Source organism: Streptomyces sp. NRRL B-24484 (assembly GCF_000717715.1).
GTDB lineage: Bacteria > Actinomycetota > Actinomycetes > Streptomycetales > Streptomycetaceae > Kitasatospora.
Genome location: NZ_JOAI01000038.1, coordinates 47678 through 59971, shown reverse-complemented (window position 1 = coordinate 59971; position 12294 = coordinate 47678). Strand labels below are relative to the sequence as shown.

The following is a 12294-nucleotide window of genomic DNA, read 5'->3' as shown; positions in this document are numbered from 1 at the left end:
GAGCGCGGGGCCGCGGCCGGCGGGGGCGGCCCGCCGTTCGTCCACGCTCCGTCAGGGATTCCTGACGGAGCGTCGCCGCCCCTCTGTACGCGGGGCGGATGTCGTGGTGACATGTACGCGACAGACCGCCGGGACGGAGTCCCGCCCGGCGGCCGTGCACGATCGGAAGGAAACGCCTTGATCGTCCGCATGCTCGTCGCCGTCGGCGCCACCGCCGCCTCGCTGGTCGCCGCCCCCGCGGCCTCGGCCGCGGCGCCCACCGGTCCGTGGACCACCCCTCCGCCGCCGGACAAGATCGTGATCAACGTGGCCACCGTCAACGGCTCCGGGTGTCCGGCCGGCACGGCCGCCGTCGCGGTCTCCCCCGACAACACGGCCTTCACCGTGACCTACAGCGACTACCTGGCGCAGGTGGGCGTCGGCTCCAAGCCGACCGACTTCCGCAAGAACTGCCAGCTCAACCTGAACGTGCACGTGCCACAGGGCTTCACCTACGCCATCGCCTCCGCCGACTACCGCGGCTTCGCCCACCTGGAGCGCGGCGCCGTCGGCACGCAGAAGGCCAACTACTACTTCCAGGGCTCGCCGCAGACCACCTCCAGCAACCACCAGTTCAAGGGCCCGCTGGACGACAGCTGGCAGGCCACCGACTCGGTGGACGTGGCCGCCCTGGTCTTCGCGCCCTGCGGCGAGCTTCGCAACTTCAACATCAACACCGAGCTGCGGCTCAACGCCGGGACGTCCGACACCGGCAGGACCACCAGCTTCATGACGATGGACTCCACCGACGGCGACATCAACACCGTCTACCACCTGGCCTGGAAGACCTGCCCCTGACCCTGCCGCACCACCACGACTCCCGCCCGGTCCCGCCCCCGGCCACCGTCGGGGCCGGGCGGGCCCACCCACCAGCAGGGGGCGCCGAGGAGAGCCGGCGCCCCCTGCGCCCGTTCGCGAGCCGCCCCGGCAGCGGGGCGGCTCGCGGCCGTCAGGCGACGGTGCGGCGGGTGTCGGCGGCGGTGACCAGGGCGCCGTGGAGCTCGGCGCGGACGCCGAGGGTGCCGGCGGTGATCTCGACGGCGTCGGCGACCGCGGGCTGGGCGTAGCGGTCGATGGATTCCCGGACGCCCGTCACCAGGGGCGCGCCGGCCTGGCCGAGCTCGCCGCCGATGATGATCGCGGCCGGGTTGAGGCAGTTGACCAGGTCGGCGAGGACGCGGCCGAGGGTCCGGCCGGCGTCGGTGATCACCCGGGCCGCCGCGGGACGGCCGGCGAGCTCGTCGAGCGGCGGGATCTCCTCGGGCACGTTGCCGCGGTCGGCGCTGGCGAGCACGTGGGTCAGCCGGCGCCGGACCTCGGCGACGGAGACGACCGTCTCCAGGCAGCCGCGGTTGCCGCAGCGGCACCAGTTGGTGGCGCCGGGCAGCTGGATGTGGCCGATCTCGCCGGCCAGGCCGGTCGCGCCGCGGTAGAACTGGCCGCCGAGCACGAGACCGCTGCCGACACCGTGCGAGGCCTTGACGTAGATGAGGTCGTTGAGGCCGCGGCCGGCGCCGAGGGCGCGTTCGCCGCGGGCGCCCATCTCGGCGTCGTTGGCGACCGCGACGGGCATCCGGAGCCGTCGGGCGAGTTCGGCGGCCGGGTCGAGGCCGATCCACTTGGCGAGGATGGTGGGCGCCCGGACGGCGCGGGTGCGCAGGTCCATGGCGGCGGGGATGCCGGCGGCGGCCGCACCGACCGCCTCCGGTCCGCAGCCGGCCTGCTGCATCGCCTCGGCGGCGAGGTCGGCGGCGGTGTCGAGGGCCCGCTGCGGGTGGTCGTCGATGTCGAGCAGGGCGGTGGCCTCGCCGAGCACCGTCCCCTCGCCGGTGCCGACGGCGGCGGTGATGTGGGCGTGCCCGAGGTCGAGGCCGAGGACGAGCCCGGTGTCACGGCTGAGCGTGACCACGGCGGCCGGGCGGCCGCGTCCGGTGACCGGGCCGGTGGGGGCGGGCTGCTCGGTGACGGCGCCCTCGGCGCGCAGGTCGGCGACGGCGCTGCTGACCGCGGACCGCGACAGGCCGGTGAGCCGTCCCAGGTCGGATCGGCTGAGCGCACCGTACTCTGCGAGCACGGCGAGCAGGGCGGTGCGGGTGCGCAGCCGCCGGGCGGAGAGGGCGGCCGACTCGTGGAGGTCGCTCATACATGCACCGTACTGGCTCGGGAACGAATTCATCCGCCGGACGGAATATTTACTCCACATCTCGTCCTCTTGACGGACATATTTACCCCTCATACGGTGATACGGACCGCACAGGTCCGAACGCCACGGAGCTCCAACGCCCGTCACGTCCGCACGGGAGAGGAAGCACGTCCGATGACCAAGAGGTCCAGAGCGGCATCGCCGCACCTTTTCCGCTGGCGGGTCGAGATTCCGCACCAGTCCGGTGACACCGGGCCGGACGGCACGCCCGACACCGGTGTCCACCTCTTCATCGTCGACGCCTCCGAGGCCGACCACGCCGTGGAGCAGGCACTGGCCCGGGCGGAGTCCGAGGACGCCCGCCGGCACCGCCGCCACACCCCGCTCGCGGTGGACCTGCACCGGGTCTCCGTGGTCAAGCTCTGCCACGTGGCCTGAACCGTCCGACGGGCGGCCCCGGCCGCCCGGCCGCGCCCGGCTCCACCAGGGCGTACGCCAGCAGCAGGCCGAGCAGCGGCACCGCGCACAGCGCGGCCAGCACGCCCTGCGGCCCGTGCGCCCGGGCGAGCACTCCGAGCAGCGGCCCGCACAGCCCGCCGGCGCTGACGCCGAGCCCCAGGGTGACCCCGGCCGCGGTGCCGGGCCGTCCGGGCAGGTAGTCCTGGCCCAGCTTGACCATCACCGCGAACGGCACGTTGAGCGCGGCGCCGGTCAGCACCGCGAACAGCAGCGGCACCAGGCTGCCCGGTGCGAGGCAGAGGCCCGCCAGCGCGGGCAGGGTGAGCGCGGTGCCCAGCCGCACGGCCGCCACCGCACCGATCCGGTCCGCGAGCCGGCCGCCGAGCAGCGTCCCGGCGACGCCGCCGCCGAGGAAGCCCGCCAGTGCCGCGCCGGCCAGGGCGTGCGAGGCGTGCAGGTCGCGCAGCCAGTGCAGCTCCAGGAAGGTGCTGACCCCGAAGAACACCACCGACCGCGCCACCTCGACCCCGGTCAGCACCAGGAAGGGCGGCCACCGGTCGGGCCCCGCGGGGAGGGCCGCCGCGGCGTGGGCCCTCCCCGCGGCCGCGGCCCGCTGCCGGTGGCGCAGCAGCACCCAGCCGGCGATCAGCGCGGGCGGCACGAACAGCACCGTGGACCGCACGCCCCAGGCCGCCAGCACCGGCGTGGCCAGCACCGGAGCCAGGAAGAAGCCGACGCTGCCGCCCGCCGCGAACACGCTCATCCCCGTCGTGCTGCCGCCCGCCGCCTCCCGCGCGGACCGCCCGGCCGCCGGGTGGAACATCGCCACCCCGAGCCCGGACAGCAGCACCAGCAGCCAGACCGCGGCGTACGAGGAGACCAGCCCCGCCGCACCGAGGCCGACCCCGGCCAGGGCCACGCCAAGGGCGGCCGTGCCGCCGAGCCGCCAGCGGTCCACGGCCAGTCCGACGAAGGGCTGCGGCACGGCGCTGCCGACGGTGGCCGCCATCGCGAGCCCGCCGACCGCGACGTAGTCGTAGCCGCGGTCGAGCGCGAAGTACGGCACCACGGCGGGGACGAGCCCCTGGTAGAAGTCGTCGACGGCGTGCGCGGCTCCCCACAGGCCCATCCGCCGCCAGACCCCGTCCTGCGCCGGGGCCGACCCCGGGACCGACCCCGGGGGTGGTTCGGGTGGGGCGTGCGCCGCGCCGGTGTCCGTCCGGCGCGCGGTGTCGTCCGGGGTCATCCCGCCTCCTCGGTGGCTCGCCGGCGGGGGTTCGCCGGCGGTGACCAGCCTGGCCCGCGGCGCCGGGTGCGGACTTCCGATACTCTGCCGATCCATGTCGCCAACCCGCCAGGAGCTGACCGGTCCGACCCGGCAGCCGCTGGCCCACCGCGAACGGATCGACTGGCACTTCCACACCGTCAACCAGCTGATCTGCCCGGGGCGCGGCGTGCTGGAGGTGTCCACCCCGCAGGGCAGCTGGGCGGTGCCCGCGCACCGCGGGGTCTGGCTGCCGGCCGGCGTGCCGCACGCCCACCGGGCCCACGGGCCCAGCGAGTTGCGCAGCCTGAGCTTCCCCGCGGAGGTCAATCCGCTGGGGCTGACCCGCCCGGCGGTGCTGGCGGTGAGCCGGCTGCTGTGGGAGGTGGTCGAGGTGCTGAGCGGCCCCGAGCCGCCGCAGGGCGAACAGTTCGACGCGCTGGAGCGGGTGGCGCTGGACCAGCTGTGCCGGGCGCCCGACCTCGGCCTGGAACTGCCGACGCCCTCGGACCCGCGGCTGCGGGACCTCGCCGACCTGCTGGCCGCGAACCCGGCCGACGACCGGACGCTGGCCCGGCTCGGCGCCGCCGTGGGCGCGTCCGAGCGCACGCTGAGCCGGCTGTTCCGGCGGGAGACCGGGATGAGCTTCCCGCAGTGGCGGGCGCAGCTGCGACTGCACCACGCACTGACGCTGCTGGCCGCGGGCCGGTCGGTGACCTCGGTGGCGGCGGCCTGCGGCTGGTCGTCGCCGAGCGCCTTCGTGGAGTCCTTCCGGAAGGCCTTCGGCACCACGCCCGGCCGCCACCAGCGGGAGGGCGGACCCCTGCGGTGAGGCCGCCCACCGCAGGGGTCCGGGCCCGGGCCTCGCTTCACCGGGTGCTCGGGAGGTCGATCCGGGGGGCACCCCCGTGCGGCATCCGTGCGCCGGGGAAGGACAGCGTCCTAGTCGTCCTCCCCCTCACTGCGGGAGCCGGCCCGGGCGGCGGCGAGGAAGACGGCGAGGGCGAGGACGGGGCAGGCGAGGCCGAGGCCCAGCAGGACGTAACGCGAGGTGATCTCCTCCTTCGGGTCAGGATCACCTTCGGCAGGACGATACGTCACCCTGACGGCCGAACCGCCGGTTTCACCCGACCGATACCGGGGCGGGGCGCCGCCTTGCCAAGGCGTCGGGTGCGGGGGCTTCGGGCGCAGGCGCCGGGGGTCAGGTGCCGGCGTCGGCATCGGCCGCCTGCTCGCCGACGGTGGTGCGGATGCGGGAGAGCAGGGAGCGCAACTGCTCGCGTTCGGCGGGCGCGAGGGCGCCGGTGGCGGTGGCCAGGGCCGCGCGGTCGAGCTCCTCGGCCTCGCGGTGCCGGCGGACGCCCTCCTCGGTGAGGGTGAGCAGGAAGGCGCGGCGGTCCTCGGGGTGCCGGACCCGCTCGACCAGGCCGTCCTTCTCCAGGCTGTCGACGATCGTGGTGGTGGTGCGGGGGGCGTTGCCGACCAGTTCGGCGAGGTCGCGCATCCGCAGCGGCCCGCCGGCCCGCGCCAGCACCCGCAGGGTGCGCAGCCGCGAGACGGAGGCCCCGTGCTCGCGCAGCCGACCGTCCACGAAGGCGCGGAGCCGCTGCGTGGTGGCGAAGAGTTCGTCCACCAGGACGTCGCTGCTGCCGAAGTCGCGCTTGTCCGCCTGCCGCTGTGCCATGCCGTGTCCGTCCCCGTCCCTGGTCTTTCTGAGCACCATCATAGTGAGTATGCTCAGTTTCTATGAGCACCCGCCTGAGCCAGCGCCGTGTCGTGCCCATCATGACGGTCCTGACCACCTTCATCTGCATCGTCGACGGTGCGATCACCACCGTCGCGCTGCCCGGCATCGCCCGGCAGTTCGCCCTGACCCCGGCCGCCCTGACCGGCGTCGTCGTGGTCTACCCGGTCTGCCTGGCGATGATGGTCCCGGCCTCGGCCTGGCTGGTCGAACGCTTCGGCGGCCGCCGGATGCTGCTGCTCTCGCTCGCCGCCTTCACCGGCGCCTCCGCCCTGTGCGGGGCCGCACCGGGTCTGGGCTCGCTGGTCGGCGCCCGGGCGCTGCAGGGGCTGGCGGCCGGCCTGCTGATGCCGACCTCGCAGGCGCTGCTCTTCCGCACCTTCACCCAGGCCGAACAGGTCCGCCTCGCCCGGCTGCTGATCATCCCCCAGCAGATCGCCCCGGCGATCGCCCCGCTGCTCGGCGGCGCCCTCGTCACCGGGCTCTCCTGGCGCTGGGTGTTCTGGGTCAACGTCCCGGTCGGCACGGCCGCGGTGCTCTTCGGGCTGTTCTTCCTCGCCGAGCACCGCGACCACACCGCCGGCCGGCTCGACCTGCCCGGCCTGCTGCTGAGCGCCGCGGGCACCGCCGCCCTGATGTACGGCGTCTGCACCGGGCCGGAGGCGGGCTGGACCGGACCGCAGGTGCTCGGCCCGCTGGTGGCCGGCGCCGTGCTGCTGACGGCGGCGGTCGCGGTCGAACTCCGCACCGCGGAGCCGATCCTGCGGCTGCGGCTCCTCGGCGACCGGCTCTTCCGCGACACCAACCTGATCTGCCTGGTCGGCTACGTGCCCATCATGGGCGCGATGTTCCTCGGCCCGATCTACATCCAGGAGGCCCGCGGCGGCAGTGCGCTGGACAGCGGCAGCACCACCTTCACCGAGGCCTTCGGGGTGCTGCTGACCATGCAGGTGGTCGGCGCGGTGTACGCCCGGATCGGACCGCGGGTGATCATCGGCACCGGGATGCTGGGCGTGGCGGGAGTACTGCTGCTGTTCGCCGCCGCGGACGAGCACACCGGCCTGTGGGCCTTCCGCGGCTACATGTTCCTGCTCGGCCTGGCGATGGGCGGCGTCTTCATGCCCACCACCATCGCCTCCTTCAGCACCGTCTCCAAGGCCGACGTCGCCCACGCGGCCACCCTCAACACCGTCGTCCGGCAGACCGGCAACGCCCTCGCCCCCGCCGTGGTGACCACCGTCCTCGTGCTCGGCGCGGGCGGCCCCGAACAGGCCCACCCGCCGCTGGCGGCCTACCGGACGGCCTACCTCGTCCTCGCCGTGATCGCGGTGGCCACCGGCCTGTTCGCCTTCACCGTGCCCGACGCCCAGGCCCGCCGCGCCGCGGCCGCCCCGCGGGCGGGCGGCGCACCTGCCCCCGCCCGGGAGCCCGCCGCCGTCACCGAGGGCCGAATCCGCTAGTACGCGGCGAGGAAGCGGTCCAGGACGCGGACGCCGAAGGCGAGTCCGTCGACCGGAACGCGTTCGTCGACGCCGTGGAACATCGTCGGGTAGTCGAGTTCCGGGTCGAGCAGCAGGGGTGCGAAGCCGTAGCAGGTGATGCCCAGGCCGTTGAAGGTCTTGGCGTCGGTGCCGCCGGACATCAGGTACGGCACCGGGTGTCCGGCCGGGTCCTCGGCGCGCAGGGCGGTGGCCATCGCGGCGAACGCCGGTCCCGTGTGGTCGGCCGCGACGGCCTCCTGCAGGTTGATGAACTCGCGGGTGACGCCCGGTCCGAGGAGTCGTTCGACGGTCTCCAGGTACTCGTCCCGGGTGCCGGGCAGGAAGCGTCCGTCGACCTGGGCGTGGGCGCGGCCGGGCACCACGTTCACCTTCTGCCCGGCCTGCAGCACCGTCGGCACCGCCGAGTTCCGCACGGTGTGGGCGAACAGCGCGCCCGCCCGGCCGAGTCGGGCGGCCTCCGCCTCCAGCCGCTCCCGGTCGATCCGGGTCCCGAGGACGCCCTCCAGTTCGGCGATCAGCGCCTCCACCGGCGGGGTGAGGCGGACCGGCCAGGGGTGCGCGGCAAGCCGGGAGAGCGCGTGCACCAGGGTGGCGACGGCGTTGTCCGCACCGGCCCGGGAACCGTGCCCCGCGGTGCCGGTGGCGGTCAGCCGCATCCAGGCGGTGCAGCGCTCGCCGACCGCCACCGGGTAGAGCCGCCGCTGCCCCGGTCCGTCCCCTCCGTCCCCCGCGGGCACCGAGTACCCGCCGGACTCGCCGATCGCCTCGGTGCAGCCCTCGAACCACTCGCGGTGCCGCTCGGCCGCGAAGCGCGCGCCGAACTCACCGGTCGACTCCTCGTCGGCGAGGAAGGCGAGCACCAGGTCCCGGCGCGGCCGCCGCCCCGTACGGGCCCAGTCGCGGACGAGGGCCAGCGTCATCGCCAGGGTGCCCTTCATGTCGACCGCGCCGCGGCCCCACAGGCAGCCGTCGGCGAGGTCGCCGGAGAGCGGGTGGTGCGTCCAGTCGGCGGCGTCGAAGGGCACGGTGTCCAGGTGGCCGTGGACGAGCAGCGGCGGCAGCGTCCGGTCGGTGCCGGCCACCCGGGCGAGGACGTTCGCCCGGCGCGGTGCGGACTCGGTGAGCAGCGGGTCGAGTCCGGCCTCGGAGAGCCGGCCCGCGACGTACTCGGCGGCAGCCCGCTCGCCCGGCCCGCTGCCGTCACCGGGGTTCACGGTGTCGAGGCGCAACAGGTCGTGGCAGAGGACGGCCGCGTCGGTGTCGAGGGCCTGCGGGCTGACGGTCACGGGGTCTCCCTCTCTCGGTGGCCACCTCGGGGACGCCGGGGACGCAACTGCACGGTCCGAGGGTGGTGCTCCTGGCGGATGCGGATCCGCCTCGGTCCGTGCGGGGCCCGCATCCGAATTGCGCAGTTCCCCGCGCCCCCGGGGGTGGACCACCCCCTCTGAAGTCCTAGCCGTACTGCTGCTCGGTGGCCGCGCGGGCGACCACGGTGCAGACCTTGAAGGTACGGGCGGCCCGGGTGGCGCCGGGGGCGGTGTAGCCGACGGTGCACGGGCCGAGGAGTTCGACGGTGGGCACCGCTGCGACCGCCTCGGCCTGGTGGGTGGCGTGGAAGTCGATCTCGAAGCGGTGCGGGCCGGTGACCGGTTCGGGGCGGCCGAGCATCAGGTGGTCCCGCACGGCGAGCTCCGCCCGGTCGCGGATCAGTGCGGCACCGACGGACGGCGGCAGGCAGACGGCGGCGTACCGGCTGACGCACTCCTTGACGGCGGCGGTGCGGGCCTCCGGCGCCCAGGCCGCGGCGGCGGTGCAGGTGAGGTCGTCGCCGGTGACGAGGATGACGGGGACGCCGTGCTCGGCGGCGGTCAGCGCGTTCATCCGGCCCTCGTCGGCGTCCGTGCCGTCGATCCGGAATCCGGTGAGTCCGGCGCCCAGGTAGGTGTGGGCGAGGACGCCACGTGCCCCGGCGCCGGTGTGGTAGCCGAGGAAGACCACGGCGTCGGCCTCCTGGACGCCCTGCATCATGCCGAGCGGCTTGTGCCGGCCGATCAGCAGCCGCGCCCGCGGGTCGAGTTCCTCCAGCAGGACGTTCCGCTGGGTCTCGTGCGCCTCGTTGACCAGGACCTCTTCGGCGCCGCCGGCGAACAGGCCGGCGATGCAGGCGTTGACGTCGCCGGTGAGCAGCCGGCGCATCCGCTGCCAGGCGGGCGCGCCGGGTTCGACGTCCTCCGGCCAGGTGGTGCCGGTGGCGCCCTCCATGTCGGCGGAGATCAGGACGCGCACGCGGTCTCCTCGGCGGCCGGCCGGCCCGGGGCGGGGCGCGGGGCGAGCGGGGGTTCGAGCAGGGTGAGCACGCCGTCGCCGAGTTCGGCGGCGGTGCCGAGCGGGACGGTGAGCTGCAGCGGTCCGTGCCCGGCGGGCAGGCCGGCCGCGACGGGGATGCCGAGGCCGCCGAGCCGGTCGGCGAGGACGGCGCGGACCTCCTCCTCGGGCCCGCAGTCGGTGAAGTCGCCGAGCACGATCCCGGCGGCCCGGCCGAGCACGCCCGCGCGGGCCAGCTGGGTGAGGATGCGGTCCAGCCGGTACGGCTCCTCGCCGGTCTCCTCCAGCAGCAGCAGGCAGCCGTCCGGCGGCAGGGCGGTGGGGGTGCCGACGGAGGCGGCGAGCAGGCTGGCGTTGCCGCCGGCGAGCCGGCCGCGGGCGGTGCCGGGGACGAGCGCGCCGCCGGTGAGCGGCAGTTCGGTGACCCGCTCGGGGTGGAAGAGCACGGTGCGCAGGTGGTCCGCGCTGGCCGGGTTGTCGACCAGGGCGCCGGTGGCGGGCATCGGGGCGTGCAGGGTGCTGGTGCCGAGCCGGACGGCGAAGGCCTCGTGCAGGGCGGTGATGTCGCTGGAGCCGATCAGCAGGGCCGGTTCGGCGGCGGCGTCGATCGCCTTCCAGTCGACCAGGTCGACCATCCGCTGGGTTCCGTAGCCGCCGCGGGCGCAGAGGACGGCCCGGACGCCGGGGTCGGCGCAGGCCTCGGCGAGGTCGGCGGCCCGGTCCTCGTCGCGGCCGGCGAGGTGGCCGAGGTGGCTGTCGCGGACGTGCGGCAGCACCGTCACCTCCAGGCCCCAGGAGGCCAGCAGGGCGGTGCCGCGCTCCAGCAGGGCGGGGTCGGGCGGGCCGGCGGGGGCGGCGACGGCGACCCGGTCGCCGGGGCGCAGGGCCTGCGGCACCGTTCGGGGCCGGTCGTGGGTCGGCATGCGGGCCTCATCTCAGCTTCGGGTCGTACGCGTCGCGGACGGCGTCGCCGAGCAGGATGAAGCTCAGCACGGTCGCCGACAGGAACAGCGCGGGGAAGGCGAGCAGGTGCGGGAAGTCGAGGACGTAGGGCTGGGCCGCGTTGAGTTGCAGTCCCCAGGAGACCGCAGGGTACTGCAGGCCGACGCCGAGGAAGTCCAACGTGGCCTCGCCGGAGATGACGTTGCCGACGTTCAGCATGGCGACCACCACCACGGGGGTGGCGGCGTTGGGCAGCAGGTGGCGGGCCATCAGCCGCAGCGGTCCGGCGCCGGTGGAGCGGGCGGCCTGCACGTAGTCGGCCTGTTTGAGGCCGACGACCTGGGCGCGCATCACCCGGGTCATGGTCGTCCAGCCGAGCGCGACGAGGACGAGGGTCATCGCGCCGAGGCCGTGGTCGGGGAAGGCGACCAGGACGACGGTGGCGCCGAGCACGAACGGCAGGCCGAAGAAGACGTCGGTCAGGCCGGAGAGCAGGGTGTCCACCCAGCCGCCGAAGAAGCCGGCCAGCATGCCGAGGAGCAGCGAGAGCAGCAGTGCCCCGGCGGTCACCGCGAGGCCGATGACCAGGGAGGGGCGGCTGCCGCGGACGACCTGGCCGAGGTAGTCGCAGCCCTGCAGGTCGAATCCGAACGGGTGGTGGAGGCTGGGGCCGACCCGGGAGTCGGCGAGTTCGCAGCGGCCGCTGTCGTCGGTGAGCAGCGCGACGAACGGCTCGGGGAGGGCGGCCATCAGCGCCATCAGCAGCAGCACGCCGGCGCAGGCGAGGACGAGGGGCCGCCTGCGCAGGTCCCGCCAGGCACCGGCGGAGGGGGACTCGCCGCGGCGGGGGCGCCGCTTCGGCGGCAGCGTGAGGTCCCGGACGGGCGCGGGCGGTGCCGGGGCGGGGGCGGGCGGCGGCGCGGGGGCCTGCGGGCTACTGGTCATGGCGGATCCTCGGGTCGAGCAGGCCGTACAGGACGTCGACGACCAGGTTGGCCAGGCAGTAGACCAGCACCAGGGCGGTGGTGATGCCGACCACGGTCGGCCCCTCGCGCAACTGGATTGCCTGGAAGACCTGTTGGCCGACGCCGGGCAGGTTGAAGACGTACTCGGTGACGACGGCGCCGGCCATCAGCGAGCCGAGTTCGATGCCGAGGAAGGTCACCACCGGGATCAGCGAGTTGCGCAGGGTGTGCCGGACGACCACCCGCCGGCGGGGCAGGCCCTTCGCTCCGGCGGTGCGCACGTGGTCGGCACGCAGGTTCTCCAGCAGGGAGGCGCGGGTCAGCCGGGCGACGTAGGCGACGCCGAAGGAGGCGAGGACGAGACCGGGCAGCAGGTAGGCGGTCGGCCAGCCGTCCTCGGCGCCGGCCACCGGGAACCAGCCGAGCTTCACGCCGAGCAGCAGCTGGGCGAGGTAGCCGACGATGTACACCGGCACGGCGATCACCAGGGTGGTGCCGGCGAGCACCGCGTTGTCCGCCCAGCGGCCCTTGCGCAGTGCCGCCCAGACGCCGAGCGCGACGCCGAGGACGGTCTCCAGGAACCAGGCGGTGAGGCCGAGCCGCAGGGTGACCTGCCAGCGTCCGGCCAGGGTGTCGGCGACCGGCTCGCCGGTGAAGGTCCGGCCGAGGTCGCCGGTGAGCAGGCCGCCCAGGTACTTGGCGTACTGGACGACGAGCGGGTCGTCGAGGTGGTAGCGGCGGTGCAGTTCGGCGAGGACGGCCGCCGGCACCGGCCGGTCCCCGGCGAGTCCCTGGATCGGGTCGCCGGGCAGCACGAACACCATGGCGTGGATGAGGAAGGTGGTCGCCAGCAGTACCGGAACGGCGTACAGCAGGCGGCGGGCGATGTATCGGCCCATCGGCGGGCTCCC

General features: G+C 75.1%; 13 protein-coding genes. 4 read left to right on the top strand and 9 right to left on the bottom strand.

The annotated features are described in order from the left end of the window. The first annotated feature begins 189 nt into the window (after positions 1-189). Positions 190-837: a DUF4360 domain-containing protein gene (locus IE98_RS0129245; protein WP_030274077.1), complete on the top strand. Its 648-nt coding sequence runs from the start codon at positions 190-192 to the stop codon at positions 835-837. Between the two features lie 151 nt (positions 838-988). Here IE98_RS0129245 and IE98_RS0129240 read toward each other — a convergent pair whose 3' ends face one another. Beyond that, positions 989-2182 carry an ROK family transcriptional regulator gene (locus tag IE98_RS0129240; protein ID WP_030274075.1) on the bottom strand — a complete coding sequence of 398 codons (1194 nt, stop codon included), beginning with the start codon at positions 2180-2182 and terminating at the stop codon, positions 989-991. Positions 2183-2356: 174 nt separating this feature from the next. Between IE98_RS0129240 and IE98_RS0129235 the strand changes: the two genes are divergently transcribed. After that, positions 2357-2620 carry a hypothetical protein gene (locus IE98_RS0129235; protein ID WP_030274074.1) on the top strand — a complete coding sequence of 88 codons (264 nt, stop codon included), beginning with the start codon at positions 2357-2359 and terminating at the stop codon, positions 2618-2620. Here IE98_RS0129235 and IE98_RS0129230 read toward each other — a convergent pair. Continuing rightward, entirely contained in the window at positions 2598-3887 is a 1290-nt protein-coding gene (locus tag IE98_RS0129230) for an MFS transporter (protein ID WP_052391114.1), read from the bottom strand. The genes IE98_RS0129235 and IE98_RS0129230 overlap by 23 nt on opposite strands. Positions 3888-3981: 94 nt before the next feature. Here IE98_RS0129230 and IE98_RS0129225 point away from each other — a divergent pair, with 94 nt between their 5' ends. Further along, complete coding sequence (locus IE98_RS0129225; RefSeq protein ID WP_030274070.1) at positions 3982-4737, top strand: helix-turn-helix domain-containing protein; 756 nt, start codon at positions 3982-3984, stop codon at positions 4735-4737. A 110-nt stretch (positions 4738-4847) separates the two neighbouring features. On the opposite strand, the gene IE98_RS49540 is transcribed toward IE98_RS0129225, so the two are convergent. Together IE98_RS49540 and IE98_RS0129215 are read right to left on the bottom strand one after the other, a co-directional pair. Further along, on the bottom strand, positions 4848-5006 hold the full coding sequence (locus IE98_RS49540; protein WP_159401109.1) for a hypothetical protein: 159 nt from the start codon (positions 5004-5006) through the stop codon (positions 4848-4850). Positions 5007-5106: 100 nt separating this feature from the next. Beyond that, entirely contained in the window at positions 5107-5631 is a 525-nt protein-coding gene (locus IE98_RS0129215) for a MarR family winged helix-turn-helix transcriptional regulator (protein ID WP_324605811.1), read from the bottom strand. A 20-nt stretch (positions 5632-5651) separates the two neighbouring features. Here IE98_RS0129215 and IE98_RS0129210 point away from each other — a divergent pair, with 20 nt between their 5' ends. Further along, positions 5652-7109 carry a DHA2 family efflux MFS transporter permease subunit gene (locus IE98_RS0129210; protein WP_043175406.1) on the top strand — a complete coding sequence of 486 codons (1458 nt, stop codon included), beginning with the start codon at positions 5652-5654 and terminating at the stop codon, positions 7107-7109. On the opposite strand, the gene IE98_RS0129205 is transcribed toward IE98_RS0129210, so the two are convergent. From IE98_RS0129205 to IE98_RS0129185, 5 genes are all read right to left on the bottom strand, one after another. Beyond that, positions 7106-8437: a M20/M25/M40 family metallo-hydrolase gene (locus tag IE98_RS0129205; protein ID WP_030274064.1), complete on the bottom strand. Its 1332-nt coding sequence runs from the start codon at positions 8435-8437 to the stop codon at positions 7106-7108. The two genes, IE98_RS0129210 and IE98_RS0129205, sit on opposite strands and share 4 nt — an antisense overlap. 166 nt (positions 8438-8603) lie before the next feature. Continuing rightward, positions 8604-9437, bottom strand: coding sequence for a M55 family metallopeptidase (locus IE98_RS0129200; RefSeq protein ID WP_030274062.1), 834 nt, complete (start codon positions 9435-9437; stop codon positions 8604-8606). Beyond that, positions 9425-10399 carry a S66 peptidase family protein gene (locus tag IE98_RS0129195; protein ID WP_052391113.1) on the bottom strand — a complete coding sequence of 325 codons (975 nt, stop codon included), beginning with the start codon at positions 10397-10399 and terminating at the stop codon, positions 9425-9427. The genes IE98_RS0129200 and IE98_RS0129195 overlap by 13 nt, the downstream gene beginning before the upstream one ends. Before the next feature lie 7 nt (positions 10400-10406). Continuing rightward, positions 10407-11363 (bottom strand): ABC transporter permease, encoded by a 957-nt coding sequence (locus IE98_RS0129190; protein ID WP_052391112.1) that lies wholly within the window; start codon positions 11361-11363, stop codon positions 10407-10409. Beyond that, a complete protein-coding gene (locus tag IE98_RS0129185; protein WP_030274056.1) occupies positions 11353-12282 on the bottom strand; it encodes an ABC transporter permease in 930 nt (309 codons plus the stop codon). Before IE98_RS0129185 ends, IE98_RS0129190 begins: the two co-directional genes overlap by 11 nt. Between the last annotated feature and the right edge of the window lie 12 nt (positions 12283-12294).

Coding starts and splice junctions, on each gene's coding strand:
- IE98_RS0129225 (WP_030274070.1), top strand. CDS start 3,982: ATGTCGCCAACCCGCCAGGAGCTGACCGGTCCGACCCGGCAGCCGCTG.
- IE98_RS0129195 (WP_052391113.1), bottom strand. CDS start 10,399: ATGCCGACCCACGACCGGCCCCGAACGGTGCCGCAGGCCCTGCGCCCC.
- IE98_RS0129245 (WP_030274077.1), top strand. CDS start 190: ATGCTCGTCGCCGTCGGCGCCACCGCCGCCTCGCTGGTCGCCGCCCCC.
- IE98_RS0129185 (WP_030274056.1), bottom strand. CDS start 12,282: ATGGGCCGATACATCGCCCGCCGCCTGCTGTACGCCGTTCCGGTACTG.
- IE98_RS0129215 (WP_324605811.1), bottom strand. CDS start 5,631: ATGATGGTGCTCAGAAAGACCAGGGACGGGGACGGACACGGCATGGCA.
- IE98_RS0129230 (WP_052391114.1), bottom strand. CDS start 3,887: ATGACCCCGGACGACACCGCGCGCCGGACGGACACCGGCGCGGCGCAC.
- IE98_RS0129210 (WP_043175406.1), top strand. CDS start 5,652: ATGAGCACCCGCCTGAGCCAGCGCCGTGTCGTGCCCATCATGACGGTC.
- IE98_RS0129240 (WP_030274075.1), bottom strand. CDS start 2,182: ATGAGCGACCTCCACGAGTCGGCCGCCCTCTCCGCCCGGCGGCTGCGC.
- IE98_RS0129190 (WP_052391112.1), bottom strand. CDS start 11,363: ATGACCAGTAGCCCGCAGGCCCCCGCGCCGCCGCCCGCCCCCGCCCCG.
- IE98_RS0129235 (WP_030274074.1), top strand. CDS start 2,357: ATGACCAAGAGGTCCAGAGCGGCATCGCCGCACCTTTTCCGCTGGCGG.